A 19,775-nucleotide genomic window follows, 5' to 3' on the forward strand; every position below is an offset into this window, starting at 1 on the left:
ACCGGCTGCCTCCGAACAATCTCCACATCCAAGCTCGATGTTGACCAATTCAGGCCCACGCCTTGCATTTCGGCGTTATTCGAACTAATGTTCGACTATCACTTCGGCCCGGGGGGACCATTTGTTGAGTACGGATGCGATAGCCGAGTTCCATCGATCGGTTGGCGAAGTCGATCGGTCACTAGACAACGCCACACGGATCGAACAGATCACCGCACTCGAACGCATCAAGTCTGCAGCCGTCGCCGCGCAGGCGACACTCACTGCGGACCTCGATTCGGCGACACGCGTACAGAGAGCCGCCGACGGCGTTCCTGCATCACGGAGGTCGCGCGGTATTGCGGCACAGATCGGCCTTGCCCGGATGGACTCACCACACCGCGGTGGTACTCATCTCGGGCAGGCGCGAATCCTGTTGGAGGACATGCCTCATACCCTCGCACGACTTGCGGCGGGCGATCTGAACGAATGGCGTGTCAACCTGATAGTCAAGGAGATCGTGTGTCTCGACAAGGCCGACAGACAAGCGATCGATGTCGAATTGTGTTCGTCGGTCACTACTTTGGCGGGTCTGAGCGACAAAGCAGTAAGTGCACGGGCGGCCGGACTCGCGGCGGAGCGAGACGCGGCCGCCATCGTCGCTCGGGCGCGCAAGGCACCGGAGCAGCGATCGGTGACGAGCAGACCTGCACCCGACAGCATGGCTTACTTGACGTCACTCCTACCGATGAAACAGGCGATCAGCATTCACGCGACCCTGATGCGAGACGCGCAGCAGGCAATCTCCGACGGCGCGGGCGGTGATCGCACACGCAACCAGATCATGGCCGATCTGCTGACCGAGCGTGTGCTCGGCATCAGCAGCACCGATCAGGTGCCGGTCGCAGTCGACCTGGTGATCTCCGATCAATCGCTGCTCGCCGGGGGCGCCGCGCCCGCGCATGTTCAGGGGTACGGCCCGATTCCTGCGGCGATCGCGCGTGACCTCGTCGTCGGTGCACTCGCTGCCGACGCCCGCGTCTCTCTCCGCCGCATCTATGCGAACCCATCGAGCGGATCTCTGACGGCGATGGAGTCCTCGGCGCGACTGTTCCCGAAGTCGTTGGCGCACTTGATCGACCTACGCGACAGGTGGTGCCGCACCCCGTGGTGCGGTGCACCCATTCGGCACCGTGACCACATCGTCGAGCACCGGAACGGCGGACCGACGTCCGCAGACAACGGCGCTGGCCTGTGCGAGGCGTGCAATCACGCGAAGCAGGCGCCTGGATGGAGTGCACATCCGACGACCAGCGAGAGTGGTCGCCATTCGTTCCGCATCACCACACCGACTGGACACATTTACGATTCGACGGCACCGGCTTTGCCGACCCCCGCGGACCCGCAGCGCGGCGATCCGGATGGTCGGCGGCTTCCCCGGAGAGTCGGCAGACCGAAGCCCCGAAGGCGCTCGGCGCGGGGAACGCGCCCTGTGCGTCCACTGACGTCGAGCCGGCGCTTGTCAGGAAGGTGGTAGCTCATGCGAAACGAGACGCACCACAACCGCTTTGGACACCGGGGTGTTGGACTTGCGGGCCACATGGTCCAGCGGAACGAGCGGATTCGTCTCCGGGTAGTAGGCGGCTGCATTGCCCACCGGTGTGGCGAAAGCGACGATACGGAACGCGTCGGCGCGACGCTCTTCGACGCTGCCGTCGGGACGAGTCCATTCGGAGACGAGATCGACCCGATCGCCGTCGCGGAAGCCGAGCGATTCGATATCGGCCGGGTTGACGAAGACGACACGTCGGCCGCCCTTCACGCCCCGGTATCGATCATCGAGCCCGTAGATGGTGGTGTTGTACTGGTCGTGGCTGCGCATCGTCTGCAGAACGAGGCGACCTTCGGGCACGGGCAACCACGTCAGCTCGTTGACGCCGAAGTTCGCCTTCCCGGTGGAGGTCAGGAAGGTGCGGCTGTCGCGCGGCGGATGCGGAAGTCCGAAACCTTCCTTCTGCCTGACCTTTCGATTGAAATCCTCGAACCCGGGGACGACCCGCGAGATGGAATCACGGATGAGGTCGTAGTCGTCGGCCAGCTTCGACCACTGCACCGAGTGTTCGCTGCCGAACAGTGCCTCGGCGATACCCGCGACAATTGCGACCTCCGAACGCATGTGGGGACTCGACGGCGTCAGGCCACCACGCGAACGGTGCACCATCGACATCGAATCCTCGACGGTGACGAATTGCTTGCCCGTGGCGCGCACATCCTTGTCGGTGCGACCGAGCGACGGAAGGATCAGAGCGGTCCTACCGTGAACGAGGTGGCTGCGATTCAGCTTCGTCGACACCTGCACAGTCAACGAACACCGACGCAACGCTGCCTCGGTCACATGGGTGTCCGGAGTAGCGGACACGAAGTTCCCGCCCATGCCCATGAAGAACGACGCCTGACCGTCGCGCATCGCACGGATCGAATCGACTGCGTCCAAACCGTGTTCGCGCGGCGACCGAATTCCGAACTCGGCGTCGAGCGCAGCGAGGAAGGCCTCGGGCATCTTCTCCCAGATCCCCATCGTGCGGTCACCCTGCACGTTGGAATGTCCACGCACCGGGCATACTCCTGCGCCCGGCTTGCCGATCATCCCCCGTGCGAGCAGCAGGTTCACCGCTTCCTCGATGGTCGCGACGCCGTGCGTCTGCTGCGTCAGCCCCATCGCCCAGCAGATGATCGTGGCGTTCGAGGCGATCATCGCGTCGGCGGTAGATCGAAGCTGGTCCATCGTCAGACCGGTTGCTTCGAGGACGACGTCCAGGTCGACCCGGCGAATGTGCTCGATCCACGCGTCGAAGCCCGCGGTGTGGCGCGCGATGAAGTCGTGGTCGAGAACCGTTCCGGGAGCAGCATCCTCGGCATCGACGATCAGCTTGCCGAGCCCCTGGAACAGGGCCATGTCTCCACCGATGCGGATCTGCAGGTAGTCGTCGGAGATCGCGATACCGTCTCCGATCACTCCACCTACTCGCTGCGGGTCCTTGAAACGCTGCAGGCCTGCCTCGACGAGCGGGTTGACGGCGATGACCCTCGCGCCGTTGCGCTTGGCCTTCTCCAGCGTCGACAGCATGCGCGGATGATTGGTGCCCGGGTTCTGGCCGGCGATGACGATCAGGTCCGCATTCTCGATGTCCGGCACGGAGACCGAACCCTTGCCGATACCGATCGACGCGGACAATGCGCTGCCAGAGGATTCGTGGCACATGTTGGAACAGTCCGGCATGTTGTTCGTGCCGTAGGACCGAATGAGCAGCTGGTACAGGAACGCAGCTTCGTTGGACGTGCGTCCGGAGGTGTAGAAGATCGCTTCGTGCGGGCTCGTGAGCGACCGGAGCTCGTCGGCGATCAGCGCGTTCGCGTCGTCCCATCCGATGGGCTCGTAGTGAGTTGCACCGGAACGCAACACCATCGGATGTGTCAGGCGCCCTTGCTGCCCGAGCCAGTATTCGGTGCGGCCGAGCAGATCCTCGACCGAATGCTCGGCGAAGAACGCGGGCCCGACCGTGCGCTTCGTGGCCTCTTCGGCGACGGCTTTGGCGCCGTTCTCGCAGAATTCAGCGTGTTTACGGTGACCGGGAGTCTCGGGCCAGGCGCACCCTGGGCAATCGAAACCCTTGCGTTGGTTCAGAGAGGCGAGCGACAACGCCGTTCGGGCGGCACCCATCTGTTCGACTCCGCGCTGCAACGACACGAGCACGGCGGGCACCCCAGCCGCATAACTCTTCTTGTCCGTGACGACGATGTTGTCCTCGTCGTACTCGTAGTCGTGTCGCACAGTCATGCACAGACGGTGCACCACCGCACCCACGCGAGTCCAAGACGCAGCGCCTACTGGTCGATAGGTGGCACCGATGACGACTGGTCGAGGCCTCGGGCCGTGTCCTCCAATGCGCGGACGAGTGCCGACCCCTGGGCGCCTCTACCGGTGATCAGTCCGACCACGGGAGCGTCGAAACCACCCGCGAGCGGAATGCAGCGCAGCCCTGGCGGTTCCCCGAACACCCGTCGCCAGACGCGCGGCACGACCGCCGCCCACTGACCGGTCTTGACATGGGCATAGAGCGACGCGATCGAGTCGGTCTCGACCTGCGGGGCATGCGTCACGCCGTCGGACGCGAAGAATTCGTCCAGAATCCGACGTCCCCGCATCATCGACGGGAGAGCACACAGCGGCAGGCTCGACGCTTCCCGCCACGTGATGCTGTCACCGCCTGCTGTCGTCGAGTCGGCGGACACGAGCAGGTCGTAGAACTCGCGGTAGAGCGGGAACGTTCGATAGCGCGTCGTGATGTCGTCGTCGAGATACGTGATGCCACCGTCGAGTTCGAATCTGTCGATCCGTGCGGTGATGTCGGCAGACGGCAGATCTTCGGCCAGATTCACCGTGACGAGTGGATGCCTGCCGCACAGCGGACCGGTCAGATCGGCGACGGTGGCCGATGCCGTCGGAACGACTCCGAGCCGAACCGTGCCGGTGACACCCGTCCGCAAGGCGGCGGCTTCGTGTTTCAACGATTGCTGGTCGGAGACGATGCGCCTGGCCCACCGAACGATCTGCTCGCCCTCCGGCGTGAGGCCTTCGAACCTGCGCCCGCGCACGATCAACGGCAGGTCGAGTTCGATCTCCAGCTTTCGGATCGCCTCGGACAGCGCGGGCTGCGACACGTGACACGCCTCGGCTGCCCGCGTGAAATGCCGTTCGCGTGACAGCGCGACGAGGTACTCCAGTTGACGAAACAGCATCCTCTACACCCGGCCTGTCGCTCCGCGCGAGACCAGCCGAGGCCCGAGTGCTACCACGCCAGCCAGGGCTCCTCGGTACGTACGGTGATGCCCACCTCGCTCGCGTCGAGACGGGCTACACCGAAGAGTTGCTCCAGCAGGTCGATCTCGGAACCGTCGGCCCACCGGCGGGCGCGATGCACCGCACGGGACGCCGTCAGAGTGACCGACGCCGAACCACATTCGACCTCCACCCGTCCATACCCTCCGGGGCGGACGTCGGTCGTGAGCGTGGCCAAGGTCGACGACGAGAACTCGATACGTCCCCTGACGTCGAGAACGAATCGGCATCGCGCCATTGTATCGAATTCGGGTTCCCCGAGGCGAATACGCGAATCCTCCAGTCCCAGAGCGTCGAAGAGTTCACTCGCCGACGCTCCGCTCAGCCAGACCGCGCAATCGTATCCGTCGACTATCGATGCGATCGTCACTGCAAGGGACGCGGCCGAATGTCCGTCGGTGTCGACCAGCGCGACGATGTCCGGAATGCGATAGCGCAGACCCGAAGTCCTCGCCGCCGGATCCGTGACGAGCCGAGACAGCGCCAATGCCTCGTGATTCTTCCTACTCACGCGGTCCGACACTTCCCGCTCACCCCAATCCGGTCCGTCGTGCCAGGCCAGGGCCGCCGGCTCGTACGCGAGGACCGCGCCCATCATGAACGCACGGTTCGCGAATTCCCAGTCCTCGCCCCCGTACTGTACGAACGACTCGTCGAACCCACCGACGGCATCGAACAGTGCACGACTGCACGTCATCACGGCACTGAGAACGTACATGTAGCCGTCCCAACCGGGCTCCAACAGGTTCGACGTACGCACGTACCCGTCGACGAGCCAAACCGGTTCACGATCGTGTCCGGACTCGTCCTGTGCGGTGATCCACTGCAGCACGGCAGACTCGGTGATGTCGGACAGATCCGCATGCTTGCGCCTGCCGACGACGAGCGCGTCGGGTACGAGCGACGGCAAACGAACCGCGTGACGGATGTAGTCGGGTGTCGGCACGGTGTCCGCGTCGAGGAAACACAGAACCTGCCCCGTCGACGCATGAGCACCGAGATTCCTGGCGGCGGCGGCCCGAAACCCTTTGTCCTCCTGCGTCACCACCGAAATCGACAGGTCGGTTCGCCACCGCTCGACGTCGGGTGCGACGGCCGACCCGTCGTCGGCGACGACGACGTCGACCCGTTCCAGGGGATAGTGCTGCGCCGCCAATGCCGTCAGCACGAGCGACAATTGGGCGGGCTGGTCGTAATACGGAACGATCACGCTGACCGTCGGGCAGGAACCTGTTCCGTCGGCGAGATCCCACCGGTTGTCCGGTACGGCAACGTGTGTGTCGTCGACGCGGAACACGTCGGTCACCGACGCCACCTCGCCAGCACCTCGGCGTAGGCGTTCGCGACATCGGACGGCGACGGTACCGGCTCGACGGACGGATCGAGCCAGGTCGTGCTCGAGTCCTCCACCGCAGCGTAGATCGCGGACTGCAGGGACTCGTCGTCGTTGCCGTGGATCGTCACCACGCCCGGCGACCGTCGGTCGAGTTCGTCGATGTAGTCGCTCTGCGGAACCAACGGCCTGCGTCCCTGGGCGATCCACGTGTTGATCGAACCGGATGCGGACATGTGCCGGTGGTACGCGACCGGGACGGTGACACCGCGCATTCTTTCGCGCATCTCGTCGTCGTCGAGGTAGCCGGTGACCTCGCACGAGCGCCCAGATTCGGCTGCAACGGAACGCAATTCGTCGACGAGATCGTCGTGGCCCGGCGACGGCGCACCGAGCGCCAGGAATCCCACGGTCGGCGGCAGGCCTGCCATGGCGCGCAGCGTCTCGATGTGTCCCTTACCCGGGTACAGAAATCCGAGAACGCCGACGGTCGGCACCGCGGGCATCGGCGACATCGGATGCTGCACACGGGATCCGATCATGAGCGGAACCACCTCGGGTACCGCCTCGGGGGCCACGTGCCGTTTCAGGAGCCCGGCTTCGTGCTCGCTCGACACCACCACCCCTGCCGCTGCATCGACCGCGGTCCGGTAGAAATCGACCCGAGCGTTCATCGACGAACCGTCCGACGGCTGCGGCAGGTCGTGCAGCGTGACCGACACAGGACGGCCGACGGCTTCGACCACGGACAGCAGGTGCTTCGACGCTTGCGCAGGCGACGTACCGAACAACCTGTCCGTGACGTGCAGGTGGACCAGGCCGCAGGCGGAAAGGTCCGACGGCAACGGCGACCACGGGGTGTCGAGCAACACCCTCCGGTGCCCGACGCCTTCCGCGGCCAGCGCCTCGTGAACCGACACCGCGTACTCGACGACACCGTGCTTGCGCGGGCCGATGACGAGGTGACACACGTCGGTGCTCATGACGCGAGCCCGAGGATGTCTAGCAACTCGGCGTAACGCGTCAGCGCCGCCTCGATGAACTCGGGATGGTGTGCATACCAGGCGATCTGGGCGATGCGAACCTCGTCGTCGGTCAGCGATGTACCGTCGACCAGCCACCGGTCACGTGGTGACGCGGCCAGACTCAACGCCTCGACGACACGACTTTCCAACGGTGCGCGGACGTTTCCGAGGAGCTCGCGATCCGGCGCACTGGGGCCCGATGCGTCCAGCATGTCGAGCAGCCGAGTTCCGAGCGTCATCAGCACCGGGTTGCCGGGGTGATTGATCGTGTGAGCCGCACGGTCGCCCAGACCGAGCAGGACGTCGGAAACCCCTACGTCGCAGTGCTTCTTCTCGCGACGTGACAGTTGTTCGACACTCCACGCTGCGGCGGCGCGAATACGATCGGGGGTAACGTCGACGTCCCACTCCTCGCGGGCGAATCTACCGTCACGCACGGCGAGAATCGTGCGCAGGTCGTGATACGGAACGGCCGCTGGCACCGCCGACGGTCGGTCGGGCGAACGGACGATTGCCTGGAACGGAAACAGCCCGCCGTATCGAACGACCGGCCAGACGATGGTCTTCGTGTCGGCTCCCGCGGCGTCCGCGATGTCGGCTGTCCCGATCGGCAGGTCGCGATACCCGGCGCGCACGGGCTGGGACACGATGACCGCGGCCCCGTCGAGAAGCCGTTCGACGTGAGGCAGATCGTCGGAAAGCAGCTCGTGCACCGGCGGGATGCGAACCGTCCGGTACGGCAGATCCGGAGAGCTCGACAACACGATACGAAGGGCCTCTGCCTGGCAGTTTCCCCAGACGACCAAGACCGGCCGATCGTCTCGTCCTACCGCTTCGCTGACGCCGTAGAACTCCCCGTAATGCACTGTTCGGGCACTCGGGGTCCGTCCGCGGGGCGGTCTCACAGCGCCGCCGCCGTCGCCGTACGTCGCGGTAGTATCTCCAACGTCACCAAGAACACTCCTTCTCGAGCAGCCGGGCAGGGTACGCCACTACCTCCTATATCCCGTCTGCAGACAGAGGAACCCTCCGATTTGATCACCGTCGCTTCGGTGCCCACCGCACACCAGTACGTGGCCCATCTCGAACCCGTCACCGGTACGACCGTCGTCCGGCTGCCGGATCCCATTCCGTCCGGCGCCACGACCAACGATCCGTGGTGGCCGCCTCGGTGGCTGGAAGCGGATTGGCTGGCGGAGAACGTCCACACGTTCGACGTACTTCACCTGCACTTCGGTTTCGACGCACTTCCGCCCGAACAACTCGTCGACGTCGCCACCGTGTTGCGTGACCACGGCAAGCCCCTCGTCCTGACCGTGCACGACCTGCACAACCCGCACTTCGCGGACAACACGCTGCATCTCGAACATCTCGATGTGTTGGTGCCCGCCGCGGCCGAGGTCGTCACGTTGACCGACGGCGCTGCCGCCGAGATCGTGTCGCGCTGGGGCGTCGACGCCACCGTCGTGCCTCATCCGCATGTTGCTCCGCTCGATCTGATCGGTGGCCCGCGCCCGAGTTCCGACCGTTTCGTCATCGGGGTCCATGCCAAGAACCTGCGCGCCAACCTCGATCCGCTGGCCGTCATGGATGCCGTCGTGAGAGCGGCCGACGAGATCCCCGACGCGGTCGTCCGGCTCGACATCGACGAACAAGTCTTCGCGTCCGACGACGAACGCGGCGTCAGGCCGGTCGGTGACGCGCTGCGACAGTACGAGAACCGCGGTGTCGACGTACGAATCCACCGGCGCTTCGACGACGACGAACTATGGCGCTACCTGACCGAGATCGATGTGTCGGTGCTGCCGTACAGGTTCGGAACGCACTCGGGGTGGCTCGAGGCGTGCTACGACGTCGGCACGGCGGCGATCGCACCCGACTGCGGTTACTACGCCGAGCAGAAACCCTGTCACACGTATCGATTCGGCCTGGACAGGTTCGACCCCGAATCGCTGACGACGGCCGTACACGACGCGTCCGACGCGCGTGACCGCGTCGCCTCCGCGTCACGGCAGGCACGCGAGCAGGAACGAGCTCGAATCGCCGAGATGCACGAATCGATCTACCGTCGCGCACTCTTCCGCGCCGGCTCGTCCGTGGCGGTACCGCGATGATCGGTTACTACGCGCATCACCACGGGTCCGGTCACGTCACCCGCGCCACGTCGATCGCGGCAGCCAGTGACGAACAGTTCGTCGTTCTGTCGTCGCGAAAGCGACCGTCTCACAGCAACATCGAATGGGTCACGCTTCCTCTCGACGTCGACGAGGACGTCTCCCCGATCGACCCGACCGTGGGCGGAACACTGCACTGGGCTCCGCTGGGTGTCCGCGGTCTGACGGACCGGATGGTTGCCATCGCCGACTGGATCGCACGCATGCGTCCGCGGGTGTTCGTCGTCGACGTGTCGGTGGAAGTGGCGGTGTTCGTCCGGCTGCTCGGCGTTCCGGTCGTCGTCATGGCGATGCCCGGCGAGCGAGACGACGCTCCACACCGACTCGCCTACCAGGCCGCGACCCGCATCGTCGCGCCGTGGTCGCAGTCTGTCTACGATCCGACCTGGTTGAGCGTGCACGCCGACAAAACCGATTACGTCGGCGTCGTCAGCAGATTCGCCGGCCGCGCACACGAGACCGTCGACGACGCCCCAGGCGTGCTCGTGTTGGGCGGCGCGGGCGGAACCGCGCTCACCGCATGCGATATCGACGACGCAGCTGCATCCGACACTCGATTCGATTGGGCGGCCGTGGGTCTCGACGCGTCGACCTGGGTCGACGACGTATGGCCCCTGCTGTGTTCCGCATCCGTCGTCGTCACGCACGCGGGTCAGAATGCGATCGCGGATGTCGCGTGCGCAGGAACGCGCGCCGTCGTCATCCCGCAACATCGTCCGTACGACGAACAGGTCGCGACCGCAGCCGCGTTGGCGGGCTCGTCGGTGGCCGTCACTGCGGCGCAGTGGCCGTCGGCGGAGAATTGGCCACGACTGCTCGACGACGCATTGGCCTTGAATCCCGCTGCGTGGAAACAGGTTCGGCAGGACGGCGCCGCCGAACGTGCGGCCTCCGCGATCTCTCGGGCGGTGCCGTCGTGAACATCGCCGTCGTCACCGTCGTGTCGGGACGGCACGAGCACCTGGCAGGCCAACTGCGTGGCCTCGCAGAGTCGTCGCCGGCCCCCTGGCTGCACGTCGTCGTCGCGATGGGTGACGACGCGATCGCCGACGTGGTTGCCGAAAGCGGTAGCGACGCGACTGTCGTCTCGGTGGATGCGCCGAGGCCGCAACTGCCGATTGCCCACGCGCGCAACACCGGTGCGACGACGGCGATCGAAGCGGGAGCCGACGTGTTGGTGTTCCTGGACGTCGACTGCATCCCCGGCACGGATATGCTGAGGCGGTACGCGGATGCTGCTCGCAGCCACGGGCACTACCTGCTGTGCGGCCCGGTCACGTACCTCCCTCCCAAGGACGGGCCCTGGGCCACCGACGAACTCGTCGCCAACACGCGCCCGCACACTGCCCGACCCGACCCACTTCCCGGAATCGTCGAGGAAGGTGACAACTACGATCTGTTCTGGTCGCTGTCGTTCGGTGTCACGCCGACGACGTGGGCGTCGATCGGCGGATTCTTCGAGGGCTATTCGGGTTACGGCGGCGAGGACACCGATTTCGCTGCAACGGCACGAGCGGCGGGCGTCGGACTCGGCTGGGTGGGCGGGGCGCACGCCTATCACCAACACCACCCGGTGTCGTCGCCACCCGTCGAGCATCTCGACGACATCGTGCGCAATTCCGCTGTCTTCCACAAACGCTGGAGTCGTTGGCCGATGGAGGGTTGGTTGACCGAATTCGAGCGCCGAGGTCTGATCACTCGGACACAGGCAGGTACTATTTCTCGCATCCACTGAACGTGGAGTGAACAACGGACCAACGGGTAAACATCGTCGGGCCCACCACCTCCGGACCCACGCGACCAGACCGAGGACTGACTGCTCATGAGTACATCGCCCACAACCGACCGTCCACCGACTCTGGTGAGAGCCTGGGCGGGCGACCTCGAAACGGATCGGCTCTACGCCCTGCTGAAGTTGCGCGTCGAGGTGTTCGTCGTCGAGCAGGCCTACTTCTACCCGGAGCTCGACGGATACGATCTGCTTCCGCGCACTCGGCACTTCTGGCTCGAGCGGGACGGGGACGTCATCGGAACCGTGCGCCTGTTGGAAGAGAATTCGGGCAACGAGAAGTCCTACAGCCTCGGGCACCTGTGCACCCGGCGCGCCGATCGCGGCCACGGCCATACGACGCGGTTGCTGCAGGCAGCCCTGGCCGACGTCGGGTCAGCGCCCTGCCGTATCGATTCACCGAGCTACCTCGTCGAGATGTACACGCGTCACGGATTCGTTCAGGTCGGTGACGAGATCATCGACAACGGCGTGCCGCTGGTTCCGTTGCTACGGGACACCCGCCCGTAACGACGGAACCAGCGTGCGAGCGACTCAGTGGGGTCGGTTGCCGTCGGTGTCGTCGAAGAAGGACCACTCGCCGTCGTGGTCTACCTCGATGCGCCAGCCCAGCTCGGTATCGTCTGCCTTCTGGTCGATGAACCATGCGTGCGCGTCGTCGGCGCTCTCGATGGTCTTGGTTGCCACGACGTCGCCCTTGGGGTTCAGAACTCTGTAATCAGCCATGCCTGTCCGTACCCGGCGCCGCGTCGATCTCAAACGTGTTTACCCCACCCTGCGCGGGGTACAGGGCTGCAATGACCGACGCCTCGTCCCCCATCAGCAAGCCGTACCCCCTTGGAGTGTCCCTGCTGGACACCGGTGCGGCCGACGTCGCCGTGTACTCCGAAACAGCAGATTCGGTGACCGTCGTCCTCGTCGACGAGGACGGAAACGAGTTGTCGTCGACGGTGCTGTCCGAACGCACCGGGCACGTCTTTCACGGCATCGTCGACGGCCTGGTGGCCGGATCGCGGTACGGACTGCGCGTCGACGGTCCGTGGAACCCCGCGGAAGGGTTACGCCACAATAAGAACAAGCTTCTTCTCGACCCGTACGCCCGTGCCGTCGCAGGTGGCGTCGACTGGAACGAATCGGTCTTCTCTCATCATCACGACGAGCCGGAGACACGGAACGACGCCGACTCGGCCGGATCCATGCCCGTGTCCGTGGCCGTCGCGTCCGATTTCGACTGGGGTTCGGACACTCCGCCGCGAATCCCGTTGGACCGCACCGTCGTCTACGAGGTCCACGTCAAGGGCTTCACCGAAACCCATCCGGAAGTCGACGAACATCTTCGTGGCACCTACGCGGGCTTCGCTCACCCCGCAGCTGTTCAGTCATTGGTCGATCTCGGCGTCACATCCGTCGAACTTCTGCCGATCCACCAGTTCGTACAGGATTCTCATCTGCTCGAAGAGGGCCGTCGGAACTACTGGGGATACAACTCGATCGGATTCTTCGCACCGCACAACGAGTACAGCAGCGCCGGCGACACCGGCGGCCAGGTCGACGAGTTCAAGGCGATGGTCAAGGCATTGCACGCCGCAGGCATCGAAGTGATTCTCGACGTCGTCTACAACCACACGGCCGAGGGCAATCACCTCGGACCGACCCTGTCGCTCAAGGGGATCGACAACGCGTCGTACTACCGACTGGTCGACGACGACCGCAGCTCGTACTTCGACACCACCGGCACCGGAAACAGCCTGAACGTCGGGCATCCCGCGGCGCTTGCTCTGATCATGGACTCGCTTCGCTACTGGGTCACCGAGATGCACGTCGACGGATTCCGCTTCGACCTCGCCAGCACACTGACCCGTCAGGACGCGGATCTGGACAAGCACAGCGCGTTTCTCGATCTGGTGCACCAGGATCCGACGCTCGCCTCGGTCAAGCTCATCGCCGAGCCGTGGGACACGCAGGGATACCAGGTCGGCGGATTCCCGGCTCGATGGTCGGAATGGAACGGCAAGTTCCGCGACGACGTGCGTGACTTCTGGCGCGGTGAACCGGGCTCGCTCGGCGCCTTCGCAACGCGCATCACCGGCAGTCCCGATGTGTACGAGAGCACGCGACGACCGACGCTGGCGTCGGTGAACTTCGTGACCGCGCACGATGGCTTCACGCTCGCGGACTTGAACAGTTACGACGAGAAGCACAACGACGCGAACGGCGAGGACAACGCCGACGGCGAGTCCGACAACCGCTCGTGGGGCTGCGGCGCCGAGGGTCCGACCGACGACGAGGGCGTCAACGCGTTGCGCGCCCGCCAGCAGCGCAATCATCTGGCGACACTGCTGTTGTCCGCCGGAGTGCCGATGATCCTCGGCGGCGACGAGATCGGTCGGACTCAGCAGGGCAACAACAACGCCTACTGCCAGGACAACGAGTTGTCGTGGTTCGACTGGTCATCGGCGGACGAAGAACTGAAGCACTTCACCACTGACCTTATCCGGTTGCGTGCCGCCCATTCCGCGCTGCGCCCCACATGGTTCCGACACGGGAGTGACAGCGGCAGCGAGAACACCGTCGACTTCTATCGCGCCGACGGTGAGATCTTCGGCGACGACGACTGGGACGACGCGTCGGCGCTGTCGATGCTCGTCCGTTTGGCCTCCGGGGACGACGACACCGTCTTCGCGTGGATGGTGAATTCGTCCCCCGCGACCGTCGATTTCGTTCTGCCCGAGGGCAATTGGCGACAGGTGCTGTCGAGCGACCCGGATCAGGCCTACGAGACGGGTGGTCCGACGATCCTGATCCGCGAACATTCGTTCACCTTGTTGGGCAGCTGACGCCCCCGTGCGCGGCAATGTACAGCGGGCTGTACATTGCCGCGCACGGGTCTGCGGTCAGAACCAGGCGGGATTCGCGTCCAGCGTCGTACGATCATGCGAGGCAAGCACATCGAGCTGGGGCCCGACCTTGGGCAACTCGTAGCGGAAGAAGTAGCGAGCAGCGTGCCGCTTGCCGTCGTAGAAATCGCCGGACTTGTCGGCGACGGCGAGGAGCTGTTCGAGCCACATCCATGCAATGACGATGTGCCCCATCGCTTCCAGGTAGATCGTCGAGTTGGCCAGCGCGACAGCGGGATCACCCGTCGCCCAGAGTCCGGCGGTGACTTCGGCGATTCGCTGAGTCGCTGCGTTCAGCGGGTCCGCGTAGTCCGACAGGCCGACCGTCCGTGCAGCCTCGACGGTGGCCGCGATGCGGCCGACGAGCAGCATCAGTCCTGCACCACCCTGCATCGTGACCTTCCGGCCGAGCAGGTCGAGCCCTTGAATGCCGTGCGTGCCTTCGTGGATGGGATTGAGGCGATTGTCGCGGTAGTACTGTTCGACGTCGTAATCCCGGGTGTATCCGTACCCGCCGTGTACCTGGATGGCGAGGCTGTTCGCCTCGAGGCACCACTGCGACGGCCAACTCTTCGCGATCGGCGTCAGGACGTCCAGCAGCAGAGTCGACTCGGCCTTCACCCCGTCGTCGTCCGCCGTGTCCTGCTCGTCGACGAGGCGTGAGCAATACAGACCCAGTGCAAGCGCGCCCTCGACGTACGACTTCTGCGCCAGCAGCATCCGCCTGACGTCAGCGTGTTCGATCAACGGAACAGGCGGTGAGAGAGGGTCTTTCGCGCCGAGAGCACGTCCCTGAGTCCGCACCTTCGCATAATCGACCGACTTCAGATAACCGACGTACCCGAGCGCGATCGCCAGGAAGCCCACCCCGATGCGCGCCTCGTTCATCATGTGGAACATGTACGACAGCCCGCGATGCTCCTCGCCGACGAGGAAGCCGATCGCCCCGGACTGCCCGTCCGACGAATGGGTTCCGTCACCGAACGCCAACAGCGTGTTGGTGGTACCGCGATTGCCCATCTTGTGATTCAGCCCGACGAGAGTCACATCGTTGCGCGCGCCGCCCGGGAGGAACTTCGGAACGATGAACAGCGAGATACCTTTGACGCCGGGGCCACCACCCTCCGCCTTGGCCAGGACGAGATGGACGATGTTCTCGGTGAGCTCGTGGTCGCCTGCCGAGATCCACATCTTGGTGCCGGTGAGCCGGTAGCTGCCGTCATCCTGCCGCAAGGCGCGCGTGGTGATGTCGGCGAGCGACGATCCTGCCTGTGGTTCCGACAGACACATCGTGCCGAAGTACCTGCCTTCGAGCATCGGCCGGACGTAGTCGTCGATCTGGGACGCGGTCCCGTACGTCGCGATCAGATTCGCGTTGGCCACCGTCAGGAACGGATAGGACGCCGTCGACGCATTGGCCGCCTGGAACCAGGCCATCGCCGCTCGCGCGACGGTCGTCGGCAACTGCATTCCCCCGACGCTCTCGTCGAACTGGCTCGCGATCAGCCCCGCCGCCGAGTACGCGTCGAGAGCCGTCTTCACGTCGTCGATCATCTCGACGGAACCGTCGGGGCGCATCCTGGGTTCCTGCGCGTCGGACTTCTTGTTGTGCGGCTCGAAATGCTTGTGCGCGAGATCCGCACACAGATCCATGACGGCGTCGAACGTCTCGCGCGAATGTTCGGCGAAACGCTTGCGCGACAACAATGATTCGACGTCGAGCCATTCGTAGAGCAGAAAGTCGAGGTCGCGGCGAGAAAGCACGTCGGTCATGAAAAGCCTCGTTCCGGACAACGGTCGTGTCCTGAAATCGAAATATACGCTAGGACGCCGCCCAGTCCCGCGGCTCGTTGCGCGCGACCGCCAGAGCCCGATCGAGGGCCGAGTCCGCTGCCACGGCCGGCAGCAGGATTTGCCACATCTCACTCAGGCGCTGGTACAGATCGGAGCGACCGTGCAGAACCTCCGACAACGTCTGCACGCCCGTGAAGGCACCGACCACGAACTTGGCCAACATCTCCGGGTCGACGCCGTCGACGAGGTCGCCTTCGGCGGCAGCCCTGGCCGCAAGTTTGCCGATCGATTCGATCCAGTCGATGTAAGGACGTTTCACCGGCGTCTGGATGCTGCCGATCTCGAGCGTCAGTCGCATTCCACCACGAGCGACGGGCTCGACGACGAGCTGACGCGCCAACTCCTGGCTGGCGAGGATCATCGCGTCCAGCGCGGTGGGAACATGATCGAGAACCGTCCGCAGACCGTCCATGGCGAGCTGATGTTGAGCGTCGATGACCGCGTTGGCGAGATCTTCCTTCGACGAGAAGTGGAAGTACATCGCGCCTTTGGTCACCCCGGCGTGCGAGAGGATCGTGGACAGGCTCGCCGTTCCGTACCCGTACTTCTCGAAGCTGACGGCTGCGCCCACCAGCACGGCCTGGCGAGTGTTCTCAGCACGCTCCTGCATGTACCCCGACCGCTCCTCGTGTGCTTTCGATGACGCCCGACGACCTCCGTGTGTGATCCACCGATCAACCATATCGGGTCGGGTGTCGGTTGTTCGAATGACACCGGCTACGAAACGCCGTGGTCGGTCAGCGCGCCGTGTACGTCGCTGCCGCCGGGAGGTCGGACTCCTCGCCTGCCCGCCAGGATCCGGGATCGTCGCCGAGTTGCACGAGCAGCGGCATTTGTTCCTCGCACCACGGCGACACGTCTCCCCCATCGAGAACGAACCGGGAGAACTCCGACCACGGAATCCAGTCCGCACGATGCACCTCGTCCGGATTCGGCTCGGGGGCGGGCCCGTCGTAGCGCACTCCGAACACCGGGCAGATCTCGTTCTCGACCACGCCGTTCTCCATGACCGCGCGATAGCGGAACTTCGGAAGTAACAGGAACGGGGCGGTGACGGTGATTCCGAGTTCCTGCTTCAAACGGCGAATCACCGCCTCTCCCATGTCTTCTCCGGGCGCAGGATGACCGCAGCAACTGTTCGTTCTCACCCCTGGCCACGTGTTCTTGTGACGCGCACGCTCGGTGACGAGCACTCGGCCGTCCCCGTCGAACACGTAGCACGAGAACGCGAGATGGAGCGGCGTGCTCGTCGTGTGCACCGACGACTTGGGATGCGTTCCGACAGCATTCCCCTCGGAATCGACAAGGACTACTTCTTCTGTCACACGGGTTCCGATGGTGGTCACGCTACCGAGTGTCCCCGAAAATCGGGTTCTCCGAAACCTTGCAGAGCCGACGCCTCAGAGAATGCGACTCAAGAACTGCCGAGTCCGAGGGTTCTTCGGGTTCGTGAAGAATTCGTTCGGCGGTGCGTCCTCGACGATTCTGCCGTCACTCATGAACACCACGCGATCGGCGGCAGCGCGTGCGAATCCCATCTCGTGGCTGACCACCACCATGGTCATCCCTTCGTCACGCAGCCTGATCATGACGTCCAGCACCTCGTTCACCATCTCGGGATCCAGGGCCGACGTGGGTTCGTCGAACAGCATCACCTTCGGCTTCATTGCGAGCGCTCGTGCGATGGCCACTCTCTGCTGCTGGCCACCGGACAGTTGTGACGGGTAGTTGTCGCCCTTGTCACCGAGGCCGACCATGTCGAGCAGGGACAAGGCCTCGGACCGCGCCTGATCCTTCGATATGCCGAGTACGTGCCGCGGTCCGGCCGCCACGTTCTCGACGGCGGTCATCATCGGAAACAGATTGAAACTCTGGAACACCATGCCGGTGTGGTGTCGCTGTTTCGCCAGACGCGACTCCGACAGCGGTCGACGCGTCGCGTCGTCCGAAAATCCCATCACCTCGCCGCATACACGGACGGTGCCCGAGTCGATCGTCTCCAAGCAGTTCAACGTGCGCAGCAACGTACTCTTTCCGCTTCCCGACGGACCGAGCAGCAGCACCACTTCGCCCCTGCGCACCGAGAAGTCGATGCCGTCGAGCACCACCAGATCGTTGTACGCCTTGGTCATACCGCTTACGTCGATCATCGTCACGCCAGTGTCCAGCATCGTCATCGGTTCACCGCTTCCGCTTCCATCGCGCTGGCGTCCAACGCTTTTCGGTCGTCACGAGTCTTACGCTTGTAGTTGCGGTCGTAGCCACGACCGACTCGCACTTCGATCATCTTCTGGATCAGGCCCCACAGGGTCGTCAAGACGAGGAAGTACAGCGCGGCGGCGATGAGGCCTTCGAGCACACGAAAGTTGACTTGCACCAGGAATTGCGTGCGTCGCAGCAACTCCTGCACTGAAATGACCGACACCAGCGTCGTGGTCTTGAGCAGACCGTTGAAGCTGTTTCCCAAGGGCGGGATCATCACACGCATCGCCTGCGGAAGCACGACGACGCGGAAGACTTTGGCCGGCGACATGCCGAGGGCCCGTGCCGCTTCGGTCTGACCGGTGGGAACGGACATCAGGCCGGACCTGACGATCTCGGACAAGTAGGCCGCTTCGTTCAGGACCAGACCGAGGAGTGCAGCTTCGATCACACCCAGCTTGATACCGACCTGCGGAAGGCCCGTATAGATGATGACCAACTGCACGAGCAGCGGCGTTCCGCGCATGAGCCACACATAGAATCCGGACACCGCACGCAACGGTGTGAGACGCGACGACCGTGCCGCCGCGACGACGACGGCGAGAACAAGGCCGAGGATCATGCTCACGACCGTCAGCCAGATGGTGACCCATGCACCTTCCAACAGCTGTCTACTCGTCAGGATGGAGAAAAATGCGTCCCACGACCACATCGAAATTGCCTTTCCTTTGTCGGTGACTCAGCTGTCCAGCGGGCCGGTGCTGACTTCGATGGCTCCGTCGTAGCCGGTGACGTCGTATCGGTCGAAGAGGTCCGGCAGGTATCCGTCCGTGCGCATCTCGTCGAGCACACGCGCTACCTCGGGTGCAGCCTTGCTGTCCTTCGCGAATCCCATCGCGAGCGGTGCCTCGTTGATGCCGCCGACCGCGGTCTCGAATCGGCCGTCGGACTGGTAGAAGGACGTGACCGACTCCACGATCGAGGTTCCGTCCAGCTGCCCGGCCGACAGCGCCTGGTAGGCGTCGGCGTTGGTCTTGAACGTTTGAACGGTCAACGCGGGCTTGCCTTCCGCGACAAATTGCTCGGACAGCGCAGTCAGCGTGTCGAACTCGTACCCGGGGGCCTCGACGCCGATGGTCTTTCCCGCGAGATCGTCGACGGTGGAGATGGATTCGGGATTGCCCGACGGCACCGAGATCGACACGGCCTGTACCTCGTACGGAACGAGGTCGATCGTCTCGGCACGCGCCGGTGTGTAGAACATGCCGGTGTCGATCATGTCCCAACGACCGCTCTGCACACCCGGAATCTGAGCGTCGAACTCGATGTTGACGAACTCGGGCGTGAGGCACAGTCGCTTCGCGATCTCCTTGCCGAGATCGACGCGCATTCCGATCACGTCGCCGTTCGCGTCGACGTACTGCATCGGAGGCAGCGTGGCGTTGGTGGCCATCGTCAACACACCCTCCTCTGCGAGATCCGCGGCTCCGAGGGTGGGCGTGCAGTCGGTGGGTACGGCGCTTTCGTCGGACGACGAACTACATCCGGCGGCGGCAGCAGCGACGAGCAACGTCGCCGCGATTACCGTGGTCTTGCGCATGTGGTGAGCCTTTCGAGGGGGC

At 64.5% G+C, this 19,775-nt stretch carries 18 protein-coding genes; 6 read left to right on the forward strand and 12 right to left on the reverse strand.

What is annotated here, in order from left to right:
• Nucleotides 1-124: 124 nt before the first annotated feature.
• Nucleotides 125-1,516: an HNH endonuclease signature motif containing protein gene (locus tag RhoFasB10_RS00585; protein WP_157105429.1), complete on the forward strand. Its 1,392-nt coding sequence runs from the start codon at nucleotides 125-127 to the stop codon at nucleotides 1,514-1,516.
• On the opposite strand, the gene RhoFasB10_RS00590 is transcribed toward RhoFasB10_RS00585, so the two are convergent.
• From RhoFasB10_RS00590 to RhoFasB10_RS00610, 5 genes are read right to left on the reverse strand one after another with little or no spacing between them, the layout of a single operon-like run.
• The gene (locus RhoFasB10_RS00590) at nucleotides 1,502-3,817 is read right to left on the reverse strand and encodes an FdhF/YdeP family oxidoreductase (RefSeq protein ID WP_167674657.1); all 2,316 of its coding nucleotides are present in this window, start codon (nucleotides 3,815-3,817) and stop codon (nucleotides 1,502-1,504) included. The genes RhoFasB10_RS00585 and RhoFasB10_RS00590 overlap by 15 nt on opposite strands.
• 47 nt (nucleotides 3,818-3,864) lie before the next feature.
• Nucleotides 3,865-4,779 carry a LysR family transcriptional regulator gene (locus RhoFasB10_RS00595; RefSeq protein ID WP_068431564.1) on the reverse strand — a complete coding sequence of 305 codons (915 nt, stop codon included), beginning with the start codon at nucleotides 4,777-4,779 and terminating at the stop codon, nucleotides 3,865-3,867.
• Nucleotides 4,780-4,829: 50 nt separating this feature from the next.
• Nucleotides 4,830-6,185: a glycosyltransferase gene (locus RhoFasB10_RS00600; protein WP_167674659.1), complete on the reverse strand. Its 1,356-nt coding sequence runs from the start codon at nucleotides 6,183-6,185 to the stop codon at nucleotides 4,830-4,832.
• Nucleotides 6,182-7,195, reverse strand: coding sequence for a glycosyltransferase family 4 protein (locus RhoFasB10_RS00605; RefSeq protein WP_167674661.1), 1,014 nt, complete (start codon nucleotides 7,193-7,195; stop codon nucleotides 6,182-6,184). Before RhoFasB10_RS00605 ends, RhoFasB10_RS00600 begins: the two co-directional genes overlap by 4 nt.
• Nucleotides 7,192-8,142: a WcbI family polysaccharide biosynthesis putative acetyltransferase gene (locus tag RhoFasB10_RS00610; RefSeq protein WP_167674663.1), complete on the reverse strand. Its 951-nt coding sequence runs from the start codon at nucleotides 8,140-8,142 to the stop codon at nucleotides 7,192-7,194. Before RhoFasB10_RS00610 ends, RhoFasB10_RS00605 begins: the two co-directional genes overlap by 4 nt.
• A gap of 147 nt (nucleotides 8,143-8,289) precedes the next feature.
• On the opposite strand from RhoFasB10_RS00610, the gene RhoFasB10_RS00615 reads away from it, so the two are divergent.
• The 4 genes from RhoFasB10_RS00615 (at nucleotide 8,290) to RhoFasB10_RS00630 (ending at nucleotide 11,710) form a co-directional block, all read left to right on the forward strand.
• Nucleotides 8,290-9,351, forward strand: coding sequence for a glycosyltransferase family 4 protein (locus RhoFasB10_RS00615; RefSeq protein ID WP_167674665.1), 1,062 nt, complete (start codon nucleotides 8,290-8,292; stop codon nucleotides 9,349-9,351).
• On the forward strand, nucleotides 9,348-10,331 hold the full coding sequence (locus RhoFasB10_RS00620) for a glycosyltransferase (RefSeq protein ID WP_167674667.1): 984 nt from the start codon (nucleotides 9,348-9,350) through the stop codon (nucleotides 10,329-10,331). Before RhoFasB10_RS00615 ends, RhoFasB10_RS00620 begins: the two co-directional genes overlap by 4 nt.
• On the forward strand, nucleotides 10,328-11,146 hold the full coding sequence (locus RhoFasB10_RS00625) for a galactosyltransferase-related protein (protein WP_167674669.1): 819 nt from the start codon (nucleotides 10,328-10,330) through the stop codon (nucleotides 11,144-11,146). Before RhoFasB10_RS00620 ends, RhoFasB10_RS00625 begins: the two co-directional genes overlap by 4 nt.
• Nucleotides 11,147-11,233: 87 nt before the next feature.
• Nucleotides 11,234-11,710 carry a GNAT family N-acetyltransferase gene (locus tag RhoFasB10_RS00630; protein WP_068431573.1) on the forward strand — a complete coding sequence of 159 codons (477 nt, stop codon included), beginning with the start codon at nucleotides 11,234-11,236 and terminating at the stop codon, nucleotides 11,708-11,710.
• Between the two features lie 24 nt (nucleotides 11,711-11,734).
• Here RhoFasB10_RS00630 and RhoFasB10_RS00635 read toward each other — a convergent pair whose 3' ends face one another.
• On the reverse strand, nucleotides 11,735-11,926 hold the full coding sequence (locus RhoFasB10_RS00635) for a hypothetical protein (protein ID WP_068431577.1): 192 nt from the start codon (nucleotides 11,924-11,926) through the stop codon (nucleotides 11,735-11,737).
• A 71-nt stretch (nucleotides 11,927-11,997) separates the two neighbouring features.
• On the opposite strand from RhoFasB10_RS00635, the gene glgX reads away from it, so the two are divergent.
• A complete protein-coding gene (gene glgX, locus RhoFasB10_RS00640) occupies nucleotides 11,998-14,037 on the forward strand; it encodes a glycogen debranching protein GlgX (protein WP_167674671.1) in 2,040 nt (679 codons plus the stop codon).
• Nucleotides 14,038-14,094: 57 nt separating this feature from the next.
• On the opposite strand, the gene RhoFasB10_RS00645 is transcribed toward glgX, so the two are convergent.
• The 6 genes from RhoFasB10_RS00645 to RhoFasB10_RS00670 all read right to left on the reverse strand — a co-directional run bounded on the left by RhoFasB10_RS00645 (nucleotide 14,095) and on the right by RhoFasB10_RS00670 (nucleotide 19,753).
• Nucleotides 14,095-15,870, reverse strand: a complete 1,776-nt coding sequence (locus RhoFasB10_RS00645; protein WP_167674673.1) for an acyl-CoA dehydrogenase — start codon at nucleotides 15,868-15,870, stop codon at nucleotides 14,095-14,097.
• 49 nt (nucleotides 15,871-15,919) lie between these two features.
• Nucleotides 15,920-16,561, reverse strand: coding sequence for a ScbR family autoregulator-binding transcription factor (locus tag RhoFasB10_RS00650; RefSeq protein ID WP_167674675.1), 642 nt, complete (start codon nucleotides 16,559-16,561; stop codon nucleotides 15,920-15,922).
• A 127-nt stretch (nucleotides 16,562-16,688) separates the two neighbouring features.
• Nucleotides 16,689-17,297, reverse strand: a complete 609-nt coding sequence (gene idi / locus RhoFasB10_RS00655; protein WP_084424057.1) for an isopentenyl-diphosphate Delta-isomerase — start codon at nucleotides 17,295-17,297, stop codon at nucleotides 16,689-16,691.
• Between the two features lie 54 nt (nucleotides 17,298-17,351).
• Nucleotides 17,352-18,101, reverse strand: a complete 750-nt coding sequence (locus RhoFasB10_RS00660) for an amino acid ABC transporter ATP-binding protein (RefSeq protein ID WP_157105439.1) — start codon at nucleotides 18,099-18,101, stop codon at nucleotides 17,352-17,354.
• A 23-nt stretch (nucleotides 18,102-18,124) separates the two neighbouring features.
• Nucleotides 18,125-18,865 (reverse strand): amino acid ABC transporter permease, encoded by a 741-nt coding sequence (locus RhoFasB10_RS00665; RefSeq protein ID WP_068431589.1) that lies wholly within the window; start codon nucleotides 18,863-18,865, stop codon nucleotides 18,125-18,127.
• 27 nt (nucleotides 18,866-18,892) lie between these two features.
• On the reverse strand, nucleotides 18,893-19,753 hold the full coding sequence (locus RhoFasB10_RS00670) for an ABC transporter substrate-binding protein (RefSeq protein WP_068432031.1): 861 nt from the start codon (nucleotides 19,751-19,753) through the stop codon (nucleotides 18,893-18,895).
• Nucleotides 19,754-19,775: the final 22 nt, after the last annotated feature.

Source organism: Rhodococcus sp. B10, from assembly GCF_011770055.1.
Lineage (GTDB): Bacteria > Actinomycetota > Actinomycetes > Mycobacteriales > Mycobacteriaceae > Rhodococcoides > Rhodococcoides kyotonensis_B.

What these genes read in the sequence shown, in the direction of transcription:
- RhoFasB10_RS00595 (WP_068431564.1), bottom strand. Translation starts at nt 4,779, where the DNA reads ATGCTGTTTCGTCAACTGGAGTACCTCGTCGCGCTGTCACGCGAACGG.
- RhoFasB10_RS00665 (WP_068431589.1), bottom strand. Translation starts at nt 18,865, where the DNA reads ATGTGGTCGTGGGACGCATTTTTCTCCATCCTGACGAGTAGACAGCTG.
- RhoFasB10_RS00590 (WP_167674657.1), bottom strand. Translation starts at nt 3,817, where the DNA reads ATGACTGTGCGACACGACTACGAGTACGACGAGGACAACATCGTCGTC.
- RhoFasB10_RS00605 (WP_167674661.1), bottom strand. Translation starts at nt 7,195, where the DNA reads ATGAGCACCGACGTGTGTCACCTCGTCATCGGCCCGCGCAAGCACGGT.
- RhoFasB10_RS00670 (WP_068432031.1), bottom strand. Translation starts at nt 19,753, where the DNA reads ATGCGCAAGACCACGGTAATCGCGGCGACGTTGCTCGTCGCTGCTGCC.
- RhoFasB10_RS00620 (WP_167674667.1), top strand. Translation starts at nt 9,348, where the DNA reads ATGATCGGTTACTACGCGCATCACCACGGGTCCGGTCACGTCACCCGC.
- RhoFasB10_RS00660 (WP_157105439.1), bottom strand. Translation starts at nt 18,101, where the DNA reads ATGATCGACGTAAGCGGTATGACCAAGGCGTACAACGATCTGGTGGTG.
- RhoFasB10_RS00645 (WP_167674673.1), bottom strand. Translation starts at nt 15,870, where the DNA reads ATGACCGACGTGCTTTCTCGCCGCGACCTCGACTTTCTGCTCTACGAA.
- glgX (WP_167674671.1), top strand. Translation starts at nt 11,998, where the DNA reads ATGACCGACGCCTCGTCCCCCATCAGCAAGCCGTACCCCCTTGGAGTG.
- RhoFasB10_RS00630 (WP_068431573.1), top strand. Translation starts at nt 11,234, where the DNA reads ATGAGTACATCGCCCACAACCGACCGTCCACCGACTCTGGTGAGAGCC.
- RhoFasB10_RS00650 (WP_167674675.1), bottom strand. Translation starts at nt 16,561, where the DNA reads ATGCAGGAGCGTGCTGAGAACACTCGCCAGGCCGTGCTGGTGGGCGCA.
- RhoFasB10_RS00635 (WP_068431577.1), bottom strand. Translation starts at nt 11,926, where the DNA reads ATGGCTGATTACAGAGTTCTGAACCCCAAGGGCGACGTCGTGGCAACC.